The sequence below is a fragment of the Mesorhizobium shonense genome, from assembly GCF_040545255.1.
In the GTDB taxonomy this organism is placed as follows: Bacteria; Pseudomonadota; Alphaproteobacteria; order Rhizobiales; family Rhizobiaceae; genus Mesorhizobium; species Mesorhizobium shonense.
The window spans coordinates 274345-291531 of the sequence record NZ_JBEPLM010000006.1; the positions used below are offsets into that span (position 1 = coordinate 274345).

Annotated in this window: 15 protein-coding genes and 1 tRNA gene; 11 read left to right on the forward strand and 5 right to left on the reverse strand. The window is 63.7% G+C overall.

Features of this window, described 5'->3' with window-relative positions; all coding sequences use genetic code 11:
• Positions 1–72 precede the first annotated feature (72 nt).
• The 3 genes from rpsA to aroA all read right to left on the reverse strand — a co-directional run bounded on the left by rpsA (position 73) and on the right by aroA (position 4245).
• Positions 73–1770, reverse strand: coding sequence for a 30S ribosomal protein S1 (gene rpsA, locus ABID26_RS18290; RefSeq protein ID WP_126096579.1), 1698 nt, complete (start codon positions 1768–1770; stop codon positions 73–75).
• 206 nt (positions 1771–1976) lie between these two features.
• On the reverse strand, positions 1977–2627 hold the full coding sequence (gene cmk / locus ABID26_RS18295; protein ID WP_126102449.1) for a (d)CMP kinase: 651 nt from the start codon (positions 2625–2627) through the stop codon (positions 1977–1979).
• A 259-nt stretch (positions 2628–2886) separates the two neighbouring features.
• A complete protein-coding gene (aroA, locus tag ABID26_RS18300) occupies positions 2887–4245 on the reverse strand; it encodes a 3-phosphoshikimate 1-carboxyvinyltransferase (RefSeq protein ID WP_126096578.1) in 1359 nt (452 codons plus the stop codon).
• Between the two features lie 194 nt (positions 4246–4439).
• On the opposite strand from aroA, the gene ABID26_RS18305 reads away from it, so the two are divergent.
• Both ABID26_RS18305 and ABID26_RS18310 read left to right on the forward strand, forming a co-directional pair.
• The gene (locus ABID26_RS18305) at positions 4440–4835 is read left to right on the forward strand and encodes a TIGR02300 family protein (protein WP_126096577.1); all 396 of its coding nucleotides are present in this window, start codon (positions 4440–4442) and stop codon (positions 4833–4835) included.
• Positions 4836–4999: 164 nt separating this feature from the next.
• Positions 5000–5075 (forward strand) — tRNA-Ala (locus ABID26_RS18310).
• Positions 5076–5466: 391 nt separating this feature from the next.
• On the opposite strand, the gene ABID26_RS18315 is transcribed toward ABID26_RS18310, so the two are convergent.
• On the reverse strand, positions 5467–5643 hold the full coding sequence (locus ABID26_RS18315; protein ID WP_292298444.1) for a hypothetical protein: 177 nt from the start codon (positions 5641–5643) through the stop codon (positions 5467–5469).
• Here ABID26_RS18315 and ABID26_RS18320 point away from each other — a divergent pair.
• The 3 genes from ABID26_RS18320 to ABID26_RS18330 all read left to right on the forward strand — a co-directional run bounded on the left by ABID26_RS18320 (position 5633) and on the right by ABID26_RS18330 (position 10048).
• Positions 5633–8476 carry an autotransporter outer membrane beta-barrel domain-containing protein gene (locus tag ABID26_RS18320; RefSeq protein WP_354416019.1) on the forward strand — a complete coding sequence of 948 codons (2844 nt, stop codon included), beginning with the start codon at positions 5633–5635 and terminating at the stop codon, positions 8474–8476. The genes ABID26_RS18315 and ABID26_RS18320 overlap by 11 nt on opposite strands.
• Positions 8477–8861: 385 nt before the next feature.
• Positions 8862–9212, forward strand: coding sequence for a hypothetical protein (locus ABID26_RS18325; protein WP_245460155.1), 351 nt, complete (start codon positions 8862–8864; stop codon positions 9210–9212).
• A 119-nt stretch (positions 9213–9331) separates the two neighbouring features.
• Entirely contained in the window at positions 9332–10048 is a 717-nt protein-coding gene (locus ABID26_RS18330) for a DUF2161 domain-containing phosphodiesterase (RefSeq protein WP_126096574.1), read from the forward strand.
• A gap of 40 nt (positions 10049–10088) precedes the next feature.
• Here the strand turns inward: ABID26_RS18330 and ABID26_RS18335 are convergent, their stop codons facing one another.
• Positions 10089–11036: a GlxA family transcriptional regulator gene (locus ABID26_RS18335; protein WP_126096573.1), complete on the reverse strand. Its 948-nt coding sequence runs from the start codon at positions 11034–11036 to the stop codon at positions 10089–10091.
• An 87-nt stretch (positions 11037–11123) separates the two neighbouring features.
• Here ABID26_RS18335 and ABID26_RS18340 point away from each other — a divergent pair, with 87 nt between their 5' ends.
• The 6 genes from ABID26_RS18340 to ABID26_RS18365 all read left to right on the forward strand — a co-directional run bounded on the left by ABID26_RS18340 (position 11124) and on the right by ABID26_RS18365 (position 17186).
• Entirely contained in the window at positions 11124–11831 is a 708-nt protein-coding gene (locus tag ABID26_RS18340; RefSeq protein WP_126096572.1) for a DJ-1/PfpI family protein, read from the forward strand.
• Positions 11832–11955: 124 nt separating this feature from the next.
• Entirely contained in the window at positions 11956–12687 is a 732-nt protein-coding gene (locus ABID26_RS18345; protein ID WP_126096571.1) for a FadR/GntR family transcriptional regulator, read from the forward strand.
• Positions 12684–13886 (forward strand): PLP-dependent transferase, encoded by a 1203-nt coding sequence (locus tag ABID26_RS18350; RefSeq protein ID WP_126096570.1) that lies wholly within the window; start codon positions 12684–12686, stop codon positions 13884–13886. Before ABID26_RS18345 ends, ABID26_RS18350 begins: the two co-directional genes overlap by 4 nt.
• Before the next feature lie 27 nt (positions 13887–13913).
• Positions 13914–15191 (forward strand): ABC transporter substrate-binding protein, encoded by a 1278-nt coding sequence (locus ABID26_RS18355; protein WP_126096569.1) that lies wholly within the window; start codon positions 13914–13916, stop codon positions 15189–15191.
• 223 nt (positions 15192–15414) lie between these two features.
• Positions 15415–16338: a carbohydrate ABC transporter permease gene (locus tag ABID26_RS18360; protein ID WP_126096568.1), complete on the forward strand. Its 924-nt coding sequence runs from the start codon at positions 15415–15417 to the stop codon at positions 16336–16338.
• A complete protein-coding gene (locus ABID26_RS18365; RefSeq protein ID WP_126096567.1) occupies positions 16338–17186 on the forward strand; it encodes a carbohydrate ABC transporter permease in 849 nt (282 codons plus the stop codon). The genes ABID26_RS18360 and ABID26_RS18365 overlap by 1 nt, the downstream gene beginning before the upstream one ends.
• The last annotated feature ends 1 nt before the right edge of the window (position 17187 follow it).

Below are 17187 nucleotides of genomic sequence, written 5' to 3' on the forward strand. Positions count from 1 at the left end.
TTTGGTTCCTGGCGAAGGAGGGCCTACGCAATTCCGGACGGAAAAACCGCTACGCGGTTTTCCTGGAATGCTCTAGTTGCCCTGCTTCTTCAGCGCCGCGCCCAGGATGTCGCCCAGCGAGGCGCCGGAGTCGGTCGAGCCGTACTGGGCAACCGCTTCCTTCTCCTCGGCGATTTCCAGCGCCTTGATCGAGACCTGCAGCTTGCGGGTCTTCTTGTCGAAGGCGATGACGCGGGCATCGACCTTCTGGCCGACGGTGAAGCGCTCGGGGCGCTGCTCGTCGCGGTCGCGGGAAAGGTCCGAACGCTTGATGAAGGTCTCGAGGCCGCTCTCGACCAGCCGCACTTCCAGACCGCCATCCTTGACCGCGATGACCTCGCAGGTGACGACGGCGTTCTTGCGGAGTTCCCCGCTGCTCGCCGCCTCGCCGACCGTGTCGCGGGCCAGCTGCTTGATGCCGAGCGAGATGCGCTCCTTCTCGATGTCGACGTCGAGCACCTGCGCCTTGACCATGTCGCCGCGATTGTACTCTTCGATGACCTGCTCGCCCGGACGGGTCCAGTCGAGGTCGGAGAGGTGCACCATGCCGTCCACGTCGCCTTCCAGGCCGATGAACAGGCCGAACTCGGTCTTGTTCTTGACCTCGCCCTCGACCTGGCTGCCGGCCGGATGGCTGCGCGCGAACGCTTCCCACGGGTTCTCCAGCGTCTGCTTGAGACCGAGCGAGATGCGGCGCTTGGCCGGATCGACCTCGAGCACCACCACGTCGACTTCCTGCGTCGTCGACAGGATCTTGCCGGGGTGCACGTTCTTCTTCGTCCACGACATTTCCGAAACGTGGATGAGGCCCTCGATGCCCGGCTCCAGCTCGACGAACGCGCCGTAGTCGGTGATGTTGGTGACGGTGCCCTTGATCTTCTTGCCGATCGGGAACTTGGTGCCGATATCCGACCACGGATCCGACTCGAGCTGCTTCATGCCGAGCGAGATACGGTGGGTTTCCTGGTTGATGCGGATGATCTGCACCTTGACCGTCTGGCCGATGTTGAGGATCTCGGTCGGATGGTTGACGCGGCGCCATGCCATGTCGGTGACATGCAGCAGGCCGTCGATGCCGCCGAGGTCGACGAACGCGCCGTAGTCGGTGATGTTCTTGACCACGCCTTCGACCACCTGGCCCTCTTCGAGGTTCTGCACGATTTCCGAACGCTGTTCGGCGCGGCTCTCCTCGAGCACGGTACGGCGCGACACCACGATGTTGCCGCGGCGGCGATCCATCTTGAGGATCTCGAAGGGCTGCGGGTTGTGCATCAGCGGCGAGACGTCGCGGATCGGACGGATGTCGACCTGGCTGCGCGGCAGGAACGCCACGGCGCCGTCGAGGTCGACGGTGAAGCCGCCCTTGACCTGGTTGAAGATGACGCCTTCGACGCGCTCACCCTTGGTGAACTTCTCTTCGAGGCGCACCCAGCTCTCCTCGCGGCGGGCCTTCTCGCGCGACAGCATGGCCTCGCCAAGCGCGTTCTCGATGCGCTCGACATAGACTTCGACGGTGTCGCCGACCTTGAGCGAGGAGTCCTTGCCCTTGGCGCCGAATTCCTTCAGCGGCACGCGGCCTTCGACCTTGAGGCCGACGTCGATGATGGCCATGTCCTTTTCGATCGCGGTGATCGTGCCCCGGACAACCTGGCCCTCGCCGGAATGGCCGGCGGTGAATGATTCTTCGAGCATGCTCGCGAAATCGTCGCGAGTGGGATTAGCTACTGACATTGTTTCTCCTGGAGTGCTCCGCTTTCGTAGCGGAGCGGGCGCCGTGGGTTAGCGTTGCGTGAGCCTGCCGGCGTTCCGGGCTGAAGAGCCCTCGGCCGCTTTTCGAGCGGCAAGTCCGGCGCATGAGAATGCTGGCAGGCTGGTTCGTGCCCGATATGGGTATTTTTCCCGCGTTCGGCAATCGCAAGCGTGAGAGAAAACCCGGATCAGGCCTTGCTTCTCTTGGCCAGGACGTCGTCAATGATCGTCATCGCCGCCAGAAACGCGGCCTCTATAGCCATTTCGCTGGTATCAAGCAAGTGCGCGTCGGCGGCCGGCTTGAGCGGCGAGTCCGCGCGGCCCATGTCGCGCTCGTCGCGGCGCTCGATGTCGGCGAGGATGGTGGCGAAATCGGCGCTGCCGCCCATGCTCTCAATTTCGGCCAGCCGGCGCTGCGCCCGCACCGCGGCACTTGCCGTCACATAGAGCTTGATGTCGGCGTCCGGGCACACGACGGTGCCGATGTCGCGGCCGTCGAGCACCGCGCCCGGCGGCGCCTTGGCGAACGCGCGCTGCTTTTCGACCAGGATGCGCCGGACGGTGGGGATGACCGCGACCCTGGAGGCGGCCTCGCCTACCGCATGCGCCGAAAGCACCGTGCGGTCGAGGTTCAAGAGGTCGACCTGACGCGCCGCGGTTTCAGCCGCGGAGACATTGTCGAGCGGCAGGCCGAGCTCGAGCAGCTTATGGGCAACGGCGCGATAGGTGAGGCCGGTGTCGAGCAGGTTCAGCCGGTAATGGTCGGCGAGCCGCCGGGCCAGCGTGCCCTTGCCCGCGCCGGCCGGGCCGTCGATGGCGATGGTGAAGGTCTGGGTCATTAGCGGGGCGACGCAACCGAAGGGCACGATGAGCAAGACAAGCGCCGAGTTCCTTCACACCCCCCTCTGTCCTGCCGGACATCTCCCCCGCAAGGGGGGAGATTGGCAGTTCCTATGCCAGCGCCTTCCGTCCAGCGTCGGAGATTGGCGAAAGCCTGCGCGACATCTGATCTCCCCCCTTGCGGGGGAGATGTCCGGTAGGACAGAGGGGGGTGCTGTCCCGCCAACATCTCAGTTCGGCTCCAATCCATCCATCGCCTTACTCGATCTCCGCGCCCAGTCCCTTCATCAAACCCATAAATTCCGGAAAGCTCGTCGCGATCATATTCGCGTCGTCGATCGTCACCGGCTTTTCCGTCGCCAGCCCCATGATAAGGAAACTCATGGCGATGCGGTGGTCGAGATGGGTCTTCACCTTCGTATCCTGGCCGTCGGGATGGGCACCCAGCCCCTTGCCGCCGGGCTTGCCGCGCACGGCGAGCGACGCCTCGCCCTCGCTGCAGTCGACGCCATTGAGCTTGAGCCCGTTGGCCACAGCCGACAGCCGGTCGGATTCCTTGACGCGCAGCTCCTCCAGCCCCTGCATCAGCGTCTCGCCTTCGGCGAAGCTCGCGGCGACAGCCAGCACCGGATATTCGTCGATCATCGACGGCGCGCGCTCCGCCGGCACCACGACGCCTTTCAGCTCCGAGGAGCGTACGCGCAGGTCCGCCACGTCCTCGCCGCCGGCATTGCGCGGGTTGAGGATGTCGATGCGGCCGCCCATCTCCTGCAGCGTCAGAAGCAGCCCGGTGCGGGTCGGGTTCATCAGCACGTTCTCGATAGTAATGTCCGAGCCCGGCACGATGAGCGCCGCCACCAGCGGGAAGCCGGCCGAGGAGGGGTCGCCGGGCACGGCGATGGTCTGCCCAATGAGTTTGCCCTGGCCTTCGATGAAGATGTGGCGCACGCCGCGCTCGTCGGTCTCGACGGTCAGGTTGGCGCCAAACCCCTTCAGCATCTTTTCAGTGTGGTCGCGCGTCATCACCGGCTCGATCACCGTGGTGATGCCCGGCGTGTTGAGGCCGGCGAGCAGCACCGCCGACTTCACCTGGGCCGAGGCCATCGGCACGCGATAGGTGATGGGGGCTGCATGTTTCGGGCCGCGCAGCGTGATCGGCATGCGGTCGCCGGGGGCTGCCTTCAACACCTGCACGCCCATTTGGCGCAGCGGCTCCAGCACCCGGCCCATCGGCCGGCCGGAAAGCGAGGCATCGCCGATGAAGGTTGTTTCCATGTCGTAGGTGCCGACCAGGCCCATGGTCAGCCGCGAGCCGGTGCCGGCGTTGCCGAAATCGAGCGGGCCTTCGGGCTCAAGCAGCGCGCCGTTGCCGGTGCCGCGGATCACCCACTCGGCGCCCTTCTTCTCGATATGCGCGCCCATCGCCTTCATGGCCGCACCCGTGCGCATCACGTCCTCGCCTTCGAGCAGACCGGTGATGCGCGTCTCGCCCGAGGCAAGGCCGCCGAACATGAAGGAGCGGTGCGAGATCGACTTATCGCCCGGCACCCTGGCCGTGCCGGAAAGGGCGGGAGACTTGCGGGCCGTTGCTGGTTTAACGGCGGCGGAATGAGACATTTTGTCGTCCAAATGAAATGCCGGCTGGCCGGCTGAGTTCGTCATGGTGCGGCGGTCTCGTATCACGGCGCGGGGCAATGGTCATCCCCTCGCGCGGGCCTTTGAAAAAGCGGGTTTTCAGGACATGTCTTTTGGCTTTGACAGCGCGGAAAACTGCGGTTATGGGGACCATTCTTTTTTTGACGAGGCCTGCTGTGGCAAAAGCTGAACTTGGCACGAAGCGTATCGACCCCGAAACGGGTCGGAAATTCTACGACCTGAACAAGGACCCGATCGTCTCGCCCTATACCGGCAAGAGCTATCCGCGCTCCTATTTCGACGAAGGCAAGATCTCCGCCATCGAGGAGGATGAGGAGGTCGCCGACAAGGAAATCGACGGCGACGAGGAAGAAGGTGCCGAGGTCGTCTCGCTCGAAGAGGCTGATGACGAGGCCAAGGGTGGCGGCGACGATCTTCCCGATATCGGCGACGACGAGGATGATGTCGATCTCGGCGACGATGACGACGACACCTTCCTTGCCGATGAAGAGGAAGAGGACGACGACGTCTCCGACATGATCGGCGTCGGCGACGACGAGGACGAGGTCTGATCTGATCGTTTGCCGGCCATTTTGGCCTGTGACGAAAAAGCGGCTTTTCAAGGCTTGATCTTGACCGAAGGCGGCGCTAGAAGCCGCCAGCACTAAACGACGGCGCGGTTCCCAACCGCGCCGGATCTCTTCGCCGGAAACGGCGCCGGCCGACTGCCGGGAGTGGGGCCATAGCTCAGTTGGGAGAGCGCTTGAATGGCATTCAAGAGGTCGTCGGTTCGATTCCGATTGGCTCCACCAAACAGTCCTTCTCCGACAACGAAGTTGTAGAGTGCGAAAAAATAGTTGCGCCCTTCCAGGTTTAGCTGCGCGTTCCGCAAAGCCTGGAACGAGTGACTTAAAGCGTGTCGCCTGAATACATTTTCGCCGTGACGCGCTTTTAATGCTGCCGTGCCCGACATTTCCCCGACAGCTCGAAGATCGCGGTTCGCAGCTAAAGCATGTCTCCCGAAAGTGGGACCGGTTTCGGGACAAAGACATGTGTAAATTCAATACCTAATGCGCACGGAGCGAATCTGAAAGATCGCGACGCGCTTTAGTCTCACGCCGAATCCCTTCAAGTGTAAGATGAAAAGCTCCGGCTTGACGCCCCTGAAGCTCGATGCGATATCCCATTGAGGCTTGGGGGGATTTACATGAATTTATTCGGAAATTCTAAAATAAGGTTGGCGAAGAATTCGGTTCTTGCAAGTCGTTTATTTTGCTCTTCTGCATCCTTGATTGCAATTGCTGCCGGCCTATGGGCCAGCCAGACCCAGGCCGAGACGATTACCATTTCGACCGCAAGCACCGTCCCGGTGTCATCCATCGTAGACCCGACGGGAACCATCAACGTGACGCAGACAGGCTCCGTCACAACGCAGTCGGGAGGCAATCACGCCATTCAGCCCTACATGTCTCCCGGACTGGGCGCGTGGACGGTCAATGTGGACGGCTCCGTCAAGGTCCTTGACGCGGACAACGAGGTTTACGGTGTCTGGCTGCGCGCGGGCGGAACGGTCAATGTGAGTTTGACCGGCAAGGTCGAGGGTTCGCGCAAGGGCGTCGTGATCGAAGGTGGCGCGGCAAACGTCCAGAACGACGGGCTGATCGCGGGCAGTCGGATTGCCGTGCACGTTCTTGCCGGAGGCACGGTCGAAAACCGGAACACCATGCTGGGGGGCGTCGTCTTTGCGACCTCGGCCACGCCCGGAAACTTCATCAACAAAGGGAGCGTTTCAAGCAACGGCGGCGGCTATGGCGTCATCATGAACGGTGGCGGATCGCTCGACAATTCGGGAACCGTCGCGTTTACCAACATCGGCCAGGGGTTCTGGAGCCAAGGAAACATCACCTTCACCAATAGCGGCACCTACACCGCCAAAGGCGACGGTTCATTCTCCACTCCCATCTATGCGGTGCTGCTGCAAAACGGCAACGCCGTGGCAAACAATTCGGGGACCATCGAGGGACGCGATGTCGGCCTGTTCGTTTCGCAGGGAACCGCCGACATCACCAATTCAGGCACGATCACGGCAACAAAATTGCATGCTGTCGCCCTGCAGACCACCGGTGCGGCGTCCTTCAAGCAGACGGCGGGCGCGCTCAATGGCGGCACGCACGGCCTGTCCGTCGTGACATCGGGAGACACGACCGTTTCCATCAGCGGCGGCTCCGTCGCCGGCGGGCTTTCGAGCGCGAGCGGTATCGGTGTCCGCTTCGGCGGCAGCGGCAAGACGCGGATGAGCGTGGCGAATGCGTCCATCACCGGAGCGGCGGCGGCGATTCAGGGCGGAACGGGATCGTTCGACCTGTCCCTCCTTCAGGGGAGCCTCATCAGCGGCGATGTGAAGCTCGGTTCTGGGAACTCGAGCCTCAAGCTGGAAACCGGCGCGTCCATCGAGGGCGACATCGATGCCGAGGCCGGAGTCAACACACTGCTTTTGGCAGGTTCGGGCAGCGGCAGCTTCCGGGGAGACTTCCTGAATTTTGCGTCGGCGCAGGTTGATGCCGCCGGCGGAAAGTGGGTCCTCGGCGGCGATGCCACCTTTGTCAACGGAATGGAAGTGGTCAGCGGGTCGCTTGCCGTCAACGGCAGCCTGACCGGCAATGTAACTGTCAGGACGGGCGCCAGGCTGGGCGGCACGGGGACAGTCGGGGCGACGACAATCGATACCGGCGGCGTGCATGCGCCCGGAAATTCGATCGGCACGCAGACCGTCGCCGGAAACTACGTCAACCATGGCACGCTGCAGATCGAGGCGACGCCCGACGCGGCCGACCAGGTCAAGGTCTCCGGCACGGTCGAAATCACCGGCGCCACGCTCGAGCTGCTGATGTCGCCAAATGCAGCGTCCAGCTGGAACATCTCCAACGGACCCTTCACCATCATCGACAATGACAATACGGATGCGGTGACCGGCGTGTTCGGCGCCGTCAGCAAGAACCTTCTGTTCCTGGACGAGAAGCTCGACTATGCGGGAGGCGACGGCAACGACGTGACGCTGGAACTGGTGCGCAACGACGTCCAGTTCGGCGAAGTCGGCATCACGCCCAACCAGCGGGCGGTCGCGGGCGCCGTCGACAGCCTCGGTTCCGGCAATCCACTGTGGAACGCCATCGCACTGCAAACCGACGTCGAAGCCACCCGCGACGCCTTCGACCAGTTGACCGGCGAGATCCATGCTTCGGCCAAGACAGCCCTGATCAACGACACGCGCCTCGTTCTCGACGCGATCAACGCGCGGCTGCGCGCAGCCTTCTCCGGAACTGGCGCCACTGTTTCGTTGCCCGTGATGGCCTTTGGCGAGGGCGGGCCGGAACTTGCTCCCGCCACGACCGATCGTTTTGCCGCCTGGAGCACCGCTATCGGATCTTGGGGTCGTGCGGACGGGGATGGTGTCGCGTCGCTCAAGCGCTCCACCGGTGGGGTCGTGGTCGGCGTCGACGGTTCTGCCTTCCAAGCATGGCGCGTCGGTGCGATAGCCGCGTATAGCCACACCAATTTCGACGTGAAGGACCGTGCCTCGTCCGGCGATAGCGAGAACTACACCCTCGGACTCTACGGCGGCACACAATGGAACCAGTTCGGCCTGCGCGCCGGCGCGACATACACATGGCACAATATCGAGACAGGCCGAACGGTGGCCTTCCCCGGCTTCGCCGATAGCCTGCAGGCAAAATACGGCGCGGGAACCTTACACACCTTCGGTGAAGCCGGTTACCGTGTCGATACCGGCCCGGCTGCCTTCGAGCCCTTCGCCAATCTCTCCTATGCGAGCCTTCACACCGATGCCTATTCGGAAAGCGGCGGCGCGAGCGTGCTTCATGCCAAGGGCCAGACCACGCAAGCGACCTTCACAACGCTCGGGCTGCGAGCCTCGACCGGTTTCGACCTTTCCGGCATGCGGGCCACGGCGCATGGGACGGTCGGCTGGCGGCATGCCTATGGCGATACGATCCCGTTTTCCACATTCACCTTCGGCGGCTCCGACGCGTTTGCCATAGAAGGCGTGCCGATCGCCAGGGATGTCGCCGTCGTCGAGGCTGCCATTGACCTGAACCTTACCGACGATGCCGTTTTCGGCGTGACCTACAGCGGACAATTGGCTTCAGGCGGCCAGGATCACGCCTTCGGCGCGAGAGTAGGCGTAAAATTCTAATACATCGGCCAAAAGTGAGCAGCGGTTTCGTGCTAAAGCATGTCTCCCGAAAGTGGGAACCGGTTTCGGGACAAAGACATGCGTGAAATCAAAAACCTAAAGCGCATGGAGCGAATCTGAAAGATCGCGACGCGCTTTAGGATTTCTCGCAAAGAAAGTGGGGCTGATCGCTGAAATGCCGAAAATTCGTCGTTCTTCCGCCCCTGTCAGGGAATTTCGGCAGGGACCCGTTCTCTCTCGACTGCCGCCAAACAGTCCTTCTCTGATCCTCGGATTCGCGGCATTCGCCCTCGTTGCCTGCCAATCGGCATCCGAGGCGCCGCCTGCTCCTCCACCTCAACCAACCCCGGCTGCTGTTGCGGCTCCCGCTTCTCCGGATTTGGCGGTGTTGGACCAAACCGTGGCGATCACGCCTCCCGGCAGGGGCATTCCGGCCAGATACGCCGCATTCTCAGGCATATGGGCCGGACGGCTGGATGGAATGTATGAAGGCAAGCTGGCCGTGCTGACGGTTTCTTCAGGCGGGCAGGTGACGGTCAGCTATGCGTGGGGCGATGTGGCCGACTACAAGCCGGGGGTCGCCGACGGCGCCGGCAGGATTGTCGGAAACACATTGAAGCTTGGGCGCCTGCCAAATGGCGCGGACGCCACCTTTACGATGCAGCCTGACGGAACGCTGGCCGCCACCTATGCGCTTGCCGGCCAGACCTATAGGGGCCAGTTCGCCAGGCAATAGTCCACGGAACGGCAGTCGACGAGATTGCCACGGCCGCACCTGGATCGCGGGATTATCCTGGCAGTCCGCACGTCACCCTGCGACGTGCCGGCCAGGTCCGAATCGGCTATGCCTCTCCCATGCAGGAAACATCCCTCTATGCCCCGGTGAAGCGGTTCCTCGAGAGCCTGGATTTCATCGTCAAGGGCGAGGTCGGCGGCTGCGACATCCTCGGGCTGCGCGACGGCGAGCCGCCCGTGGTCGTCATCTGCGAGCTGAAGCTGCAGTTCAATCTCGAGCTCGTCCTGCAGGGTGTCGATCGCGCGGCGGCCTGCGACGAGGTCTGGCTTGCCGCCAGGATGTCGGCGCGCGGCAAGGGCCGTGAGCACGACCGCCGCTTCCGTGCGCTCTGCCGCAGGCTCGGCTTCGGCCTGCTGGCGGTCGACGGAAAGGGTAAGGTGGAGCTGCTGCTCAGCCCGGCCGCCGTGCCGCCGCGGCGCGACCCCAGACGGCGCTCGCGCCTCGTCGAGGAACATCACCGCCGCAAGGGCGACCCGTCCATCGGCGGCAGCACGCGACGAAAGCCCATTATGACCGCCTACCGGCAGGAGGCGATCGCCTGCGCCGCCGCCATGGCCGACGGCCCCAAGCGGCCGCGCGATCTCAAGCCCCTTTCGCCGCGCGCGGCCGGCATCCTGCTGCACAACTATTATGGCTGGTTCGCCAGGGCCGAGCGCGGCATCTACGCGCTGACCGAAGCCGGTCGGGCGGCCGTCCAGTCACATGGGATAGTTGAGGGCCCGCTGCAGGTCGCTCCGTATCAGGCCGATCAGCTCGGCGTGAAGGTCGGCGCGTGAGAGGCTGCCGCCGTCTCATCGATTGAATAGGTTGGCGCGATCAGAAACGTTCGCGATAGTCGCGCGGGTTCGTGCCGAGGGCGCGCAGGAAGCCGCGTCGCATCGTCTCTTCCGAGCCGAAGCCGCAGCGCCGTACTGTCTGGTTCACGGCCAGTCCCTGTTCCAGCATCCGTCGCGCTGCCTCGATGCGTATCTCTTCGACCGCGCGGGCGGGTGTCCGGCCGGTTGCCTTCCGATAGTGACGGGAGAAGCTGCGCGGGCTCATATTGGCGCGTTCGGCCAATGCCGTCAGCGAAAGGTCGCCGCCCAGATTGTCCAGAATCCAGCCATGCAACTTATCGAATCGCCCATCGCCGTCCTGCAGCTTGAGGGTCTGGCTGAACTGCGCCTGGCCGCCGGGACGTTTCAGGAAGACGACCAATTCGCGCGCCACCGCAAGCGCCATGCGTCGGCCAAGGTCGGCCTCGACGAAAGAAAGGGCGAGATCGATGCCCGCCGTCACGCCGGCGGACGTCCAGACATTGCCGTCGCGAATGAAGATCGGGTCGGGTTCCAGGCGGATCGCCGGAAAGCGTTGGGCGAACTCCGCGCAACGTCCCCAATGGGTAACCGCGCGGCGGCCGTCGAGCAGACCCGCCGTCGCCAGCAGCATGGCGCCGCTGCAGACGGAAGCTGTGCGGCTGGCATCGCGCGAGCGGCCGATGATCCACTGGACAAGCTGGGGATCCTCGCAGGCCGCGTTCACACCCCATCCGCCAGGCACGATCAGCGTGTCGATCTCGAGCCCGCGCGTCGGCAGCGCCGCGGTCTCCAGCACGAGGCCGGCGGATGTCCTGATCCGCGGCGAAGCGGCGACGACCAAGACCTCGTAGGCAGCCGCCTCGCCGGCCTGCGTCCTGAAGTCGTTGGCGCTGGCGAACACCTGCAGCGGCCCGCTGACGTCGAGGAGTTGGACGTCGGGATAGGCAAGGATTTCGATGCGGCGCATGGGTTTGGCCTGAAACGAGGGATGAATGGCGATCGCGCCAAAGCATGATGCCTTAGATTGCCCGAAGTCAACCTTGTGGAGATTTCCATGACCCTTCGTTTCGGCATCCTCGTATTCCCCAATGTCCAACAGCTCGATCTCACCGGTCCCTACGAAGTTCTGGCGTCGGCAAAGGGCGCCGAGGTGGATTTGATCTGGAAGGATCGCAATCCGGTGACGTCCTCGACGCGTCTTTCCCTCACGCCGACGGCGACCTTCGACGACTGCCCGCCCCTCGACGTGCTGTGCATTCCAGGCGGAGGCGGCGTCAACGCGCTGCTCGAGGACCGTGCGGTTCTCGATTTCGTCTGGGAGCGCGCGGCGCAGGCGCGCTGTGTCACCTCGGTGTGCAGCGGCGCCCTGGTGCTCGGCGCGGCCGGGCTGCTCAAGGGCAAGCGGGCGACGACACATTGGTATGCGCATGACTTCCTTGAAGAGTTCGGGGCAATTCCGGTCGATGAGCGAATCGTGGAGGACGGCAAGCTGATCACCGCCGGCGGCGTCACCTCCGGGATCGATTTCGGCCTGGCGCTGGTCGCGAGGCTGCTCGGCCAGTCCGAAGCGGAAGTCGTGCAGCTCTCGCTCGAATATGCGCCGGCGCCTCCCTTCCGCTCCGGCACGCCAGCGGAGGCTTCGCCTGCTATCCTGGCGGAGGCAAAGGAGCGGCTCTCGGCTTCGAGGCGGGTTCGCGAGGAAATGTTCGCTCGCTGGCGCAAGGCACGCGCGGCCGCCACGCCGGCGTTCATCCGCGCCTGAAACGACAGGGCCGAATTGCGTTTATCCGCGCCGTTCGGCCCTGTCTCGATTTCGGCGGTTGACTCCCCATTCGGTCTATGCAGAAATTGGTTGGACCATTGAACCACTTTAGGCATCGGCCGGCGTGACAGACAGCCTCCCGCCCATCCAGACGACGGCTCGCGATGACGCGGTGCTGAAGGCGTTGGCCGGCTTCGTCAGGCAGGAGTCGCTGGGACCTGGCGAAAAACTGCCAACCGAGCGAATACTGGCCGAACGTCTCAAGGTCAGTCGCAACACCGTGCGCGAGGCGTTGACGCGGTGGGAAGGGCTGGGCCTCGTCGAGCGGCGCCAGGGCAGCGGCACCTATCTCAAGGCGGCGGTCTCGCCGGACATGCTGCACATGCCGCTGACATTGGCCGGCGGCAATGATTTCGCCGGGCTGATGCGCACGTTGGAGATCCGCCGCGCGCTCGAGGCCGAGGCGGCAGCACTTTGCGCCGTCCGCGCCGGCAAGGCCGAGATCGCCGAGATCGAGCGCAAGCTCGACATCATGGAAGAAGCCTTCCACACCCGCGCCGGCATGTCGTCGGAGGAGGACTGGGAGTTCCACCAGTCGGTCTACCGCGCTTCCGGCAATCCGCTCTTCGAGCAGATCATCAGCGCCATGCATGAGCTGTTCCACCGCTTCTGGGAGCATCCGCTCGGCGTGCGCGACTTCGGTCATGCCAGCTTCCCCTACCACCGCACCATCTTCGACTGCATCGCCGCGCACGATCCGGACGGAGCCCGCGCCGAGGCGCTGAAGCTCATCGCCACGGTCGAGGACGATTTGAAGCGCGGTGCCGCCAACCTCAAACTTTCGGACCGCAAATGAACGAGCACCCGACCGCTTTCGACCCAGGCATTTCCGTCAGCGACTATCTCGGCGAGGCGGCGACGCTTCTCGCGCATGACGATCCGTTCCCCGGCGGCGCGGTGGTGCCGCCGATCTACCAGACCTCGCTGTTCACCTTCGACAACTATGCCGACATGGCCGACACCTTCGCCGGGCGCCGCCGCCAGCCGATCTATTCGCGCGGCGACAACCCGACGGTGATGGAGTTCGAGGCGCGCGTCGCGGCTTTGGAAGGCGCCGAAGCAGCTCGCGGCTTCTCCAGCGGCATGGCGGCGATCAGCGCCACGGTGCTCGCCTTCGTCGGCGCCGGCGAGCGCATCGTTGCCGTGCGCAACTGCTATGGCGACGCCTATCGTCTGTTCGAGCGGCTGTTCCCGCGCTTGCAGATCAAGGTCGACTATGTCGACGGCTCGGATCCGGACGCGGTGGCCGCGGCGCTCCCCGGCGCCAAGCTGCTCTACCTCGAAAGCCCGACCTCGATGATGTTCGAGCTGCAGGACATCGCCCATCTGACGCGGCTGGCGAAAGAGCAGGGCATCGTCACCACCATCGACAATTCCTGGGCCACGCCCGTCTTCCAGAAGCCGATCGCGAACGGCGTCGATCTTGTGCTGCATTCGGCCTCGAAATATCTCGGCGGCCACAGCGACACCGTTGCCGGCGTGGTGGCGGGCTCCGCCGCCCACATCAAGCACATCAACGAGCAGACCTATTCCTCGCTCGGCGGCAAGCTGTCGCCCTTCGAAGGCTGGCTGCTGCTGCGCGGCCTGCGCACACTGCCGCTGCGCTTGCCGCATCACATGAAGAGCGGGCTGACGCTTGCCGAGCGGCTCAAGGCGCATGGCAAGGTCGAGCGGGTCAACCACCCCGCCTATTCCAATCACCCCGGGAAAAAAACGCTGGCCGGCTATGCCGGGCTGTTCTCCTTCGAGGTCACGGAGGATGTCGACATTCCGGCTTTCGTCGATGCGCTGAAGCTGTTCCGCATCGGCGTCAGCTGGGGTGGCCATGAAAGCCTGGTCGTGCCGGCAAAGGCCTCGCTCGAGCAGACGCCGGGTCTCAATTCGATGGCGCGCTTCGGCGTCAGCCCCCGAACCATCCGCTTCAATGTCGGGTTGGAAAACGTCGAGGATCTCTGGGCGGACGTCGTCCAGGCCTTCGACAAGTCAAAAAAATAACGGGTGTTCAAAATGGGAGTACCGAACATGAAAAGACTGACAGTCATGCTGGCCGCCGTCGCCGGTCTGGCGATCTGCGCCAACAGCGCGCTGGCCGATACCACCGTCAAGATGGTCGAGGTCATCACCAGCCCGCCGCGCACCGAATTCCTGAAGAAGCAGATCGCCGAGTTCGAGCAGGCCAATCCCGGCATCAAGGTGGAGCTCGTCTCGCTGCCCTGGGGCCAGGCCTTCGAGAAATTCCTCACCATGGTCCAGGCCGGCGACACGCCTGACGTCGTCGAGATGCCGGAGCGCTGGATGGGCCTCTATGCCAATAACGGTCAGCTCGAGGACCTCGGGCCGTACATGGCCAAATGGGACGACGCCAAGACGCTCGGCGATCGCGCCAAGCAGTTCGGCTCGACCGTCAACAACACGCAGTTCATGATCCCTTATGGCTATTATGTGAACGCGCTGTTCTGGAACAAGAAGCTGTTCAAGGAAGCGGGCCTCGATCGTCCGCCGGAAAACCTCGACGAGTTCGTCGAGTTCTCCAAGAAGATCTCGGCCATCCCCGGCAAATATGGCTACTGCCTGCGCGGCGGCCCCGGCGCCTTCAACGGCATGCACATGTTCATGAACATCGCCGACGGCCGGGGCGGCTATTTCACCGAGGACGGCACCTCGACCATCAATGACGAGGGCTCGGTCAAGGGCCTGCAGATGCTGGCCGACATGTACAAGAACGGCCTGGCGCCGAAGGACTCCGTGAGCTGGGGCTTCAATGAGACGGTGACCGGCTTCTATTCCGGCACCTGCGCCATGCTCAACCAGGATCCGGACGCGCTGCTCGGCATCGCCGACAAGATGAGCGCCGACGATTTCGCCGTGGCGCCGTTGCCTGTCGGACCGAGCGGCAAGTCCTATCCGACGCTCGGCTATGCCGGCTGGGCAATGTTCGCCAATTCCCAGCACAAGGAAGAGACCTGGAAGCTGATGGCGACGCTGCTGTCGCCCAAGGACAATCTGGAATGGGCGAAGGAAGTCGGTGTCGTCCCGATCCACAACGGCGCCGACCAGGACGCCCATTTCAAGACCGAGCAGTTCAAGGGCTGGTTCACCGAACTCAGCGACAGCTCCAAATATGAAATGGTGACGCCGCCGACGCATCTCGAGAACCTCGGCAATTTCGTCGACCAGGTGGCGATCAAGAACTTCCAGGAAGTGCTGCTCGGCCAGAAGCCGGCCAAAGACGTGGCCGACGAATGGGCCAAGTTCCTGACCAAGGAGCAGCAGGACTGGATGGCCAAGAACAAGAAGTAGGCACTCTTCTTCCTTCTCCCGTTTCACGGGGAGAAGGTGGCCCGAAGGGCCGGATGAGGGGCAGCGCCAAGTTCCGAGAAGCTGGCGCCGCCCTTCAGCTGCCTGCCCGTCCTCCGCAGCAGCTGTGCTGCTGCTACGGAGGGTGAACCGGCATCTGCTCCCCGCATGCGGGGAGCAGGACCGTGTCGCTGTCGTCGGCCCCAACTCCCAACGCGAGCACCGTATGACCTACGCAGTGTCCGAAATCCGATCCGCCGGCCGGCCGCGCAAGAAGCGGCTGACCAAGGCCGCGATCGAGCCATGGCTCTATCTTTCGCCGGCTATCGTCCTGCTGGTCGTAGTGCTCTTGGTGCCGCTGATCATCGGCATCAGCTATTCCTTCCGCAAATTCTCGGCCTTCAAGTCGGAATATGTCGGGCTCGGCCAGTACCAGGCGATGCTCTCCGACGCCGTGCTAGGCCAGGCGCTGATCAACACGCTGTGGTGGACGGTGGCCAGCCTGTTCTTTCAGTTCTTCCTTGGGCTTGGCCTGGCCCTGCTTCTCGACAAGCCGTTCTACGGCCGCAGGATAGTGCAGGCGGTGGTGTTCCTGCCCTGGGCGGTGCCGTCTTTTCTCTCGGGCCTCACCTGGGCCTGGCTGTTCAACCCGATCATCGGTCCGCTGCCGCATTGGCTCTTCGCGCTCGGCCTGAAGGCCGAGCCGACCAATGTGCTCTCCGACCCGGCCACCGCCATGTGGGGGCCGATCGTCGCCAACATCTGGTTCGGCATCCCTTTCTTCGCCATCACGCTGCTCGCCGCGCTGAAATCGATCCCGTCCGAATTGCACGAGGCGGCGGCGATCGACGGCGCCTCACCCTGGCAGCGCTTCACCAAGGTGACGCTGCCGTTCCTGGCGCCGACCATCGTGATTACCGTCATGCTGCGCACGATCTGGATCGCCACCTTCGCCGACCTGATCTTCGTCATGACCGAGGGCGGACCGGCGGGCTCGACCAGCACGGTGCCGGTCTACATCTATGTCAGCGCCTTCAAGTCGCTCGATAAAGGCTACGCCTCGGCGGTCGCCGTGCTGCTGCTCGTGCTGCTGATTGCCTACGCAATAGGGTTGATCGCCATCCGCCGCACGCTCGTGAGGCATGTCTGATGATCGCCGGACGCTCCACCTCCTCGCGCATCGCCGGCGGCATCGGCCTCTATCTGGCCATCGCGGCATTTGTGATCTTCGCGCTGTTCCCGATCTTCTGGACGCTGAAGATCTCGGTGACGCCAGAGCGGCTGCTCTACTCGGAAGGCATCACCTTCTGGCCGTCGCAAATGACGCTCAAGAACTTTGCCACCGTGCTCGAGGCTTCCGACTTCCCGCGCTATTTCCTCAACAGCGTCATCGTCTCGGTGTCGACCGCGGCGTTTGTCACGGTCATCGCCACGCTAGCCGGCTACGCCATGTCGCGCTTCACTTTTCGGGGCAAGGCGACGCTCGCGATCCTGTTGCTGCTCACCCAGACCTTCCCGCTGGTCATGGTCATCCCGCCGATCTACCGCATCATGGGCGACCTCGGCCTCACCAACAGCCTGATCGGGCTGATCATCATCTACACCGCCTTCAACACCGCCTTCGCCACCTTCCTCATGCAGTCCTTTTTCGATGGCATCCCGAAGGACCTGGAGGAAGCGGCGATGATCGACGGCTGCACGCGCGCGCAAGCCATGCGCCGGGTGATCGTGCCGCTCACCTTGCCGGGCATGGGCGCCACGCTCGGCTTCGTCTTCACCGCCGCCTGGAGTGAATTGTTGTTCGCGCTGATGCTGATCTCCAGCGACGAGCAGAAGACTTTTGCGGTCGGCCTGCTCACCTTCATCGGCAAGTTCGCGGTCGACTGGGGGCAGATGATGGCCGCCTCCATCTTGGCGCTGATCCCGGTCTGCATCTTCTTCGCCTTCCTGCAACGCTATCTCGTCACCGGCCTCACCGCCGGCGCGGTCAAAGGATAAT

Excerpts from the sequence above, each read along its gene's own strand:
- rpsA (WP_126096579.1), bottom strand. The coding sequence starts at position 1,770 with ATGTCAGTAGCTAATCCCACTCGCGACGATTTCGCGAGCATGCTCGAA.
- cmk (WP_126102449.1), bottom strand. The coding sequence starts at position 2,627 with ATGACCCAGACCTTCACCATCGCCATCGACGGCCCGGCCGGCGCGGGC.
- aroA (WP_126096578.1), bottom strand. The coding sequence starts at position 4,245 with ATGTCTCATTCCGCCGCCGTTAAACCAGCAACGGCCCGCAAGTCTCCC.
- ABID26_RS18315 (WP_292298444.1), bottom strand. The coding sequence starts at position 5,643 with ATGGATGACACCGGGACGGTGCTTGCGGTCGAAATGGTAATCGTCTCG.
- ABID26_RS18330 (WP_126096574.1), top strand. The coding sequence starts at position 9,332 with ATGCAGGAAACATCCCTCTATGCCCCGGTGAAGCGGTTCCTCGAGAGC.
- ABID26_RS18335 (WP_126096573.1), bottom strand. The coding sequence starts at position 11,036 with ATGCGCCGCATCGAAATCCTTGCCTATCCCGACGTCCAACTCCTCGAC.
- ABID26_RS18340 (WP_126096572.1), top strand. The coding sequence starts at position 11,124 with ATGACCCTTCGTTTCGGCATCCTCGTATTCCCCAATGTCCAACAGCTC.
- ABID26_RS18350 (WP_126096570.1), top strand. The coding sequence starts at position 12,684 with ATGAACGAGCACCCGACCGCTTTCGACCCAGGCATTTCCGTCAGCGAC.
- ABID26_RS18355 (WP_126096569.1), top strand. The coding sequence starts at position 13,914 with ATGAAAAGACTGACAGTCATGCTGGCCGCCGTCGCCGGTCTGGCGATC.
- ABID26_RS18360 (WP_126096568.1), top strand. The coding sequence starts at position 15,415 with ATGACCTACGCAGTGTCCGAAATCCGATCCGCCGGCCGGCCGCGCAAG.
- ABID26_RS18365 (WP_126096567.1), top strand. The coding sequence starts at position 16,338 with ATGATCGCCGGACGCTCCACCTCCTCGCGCATCGCCGGCGGCATCGGC.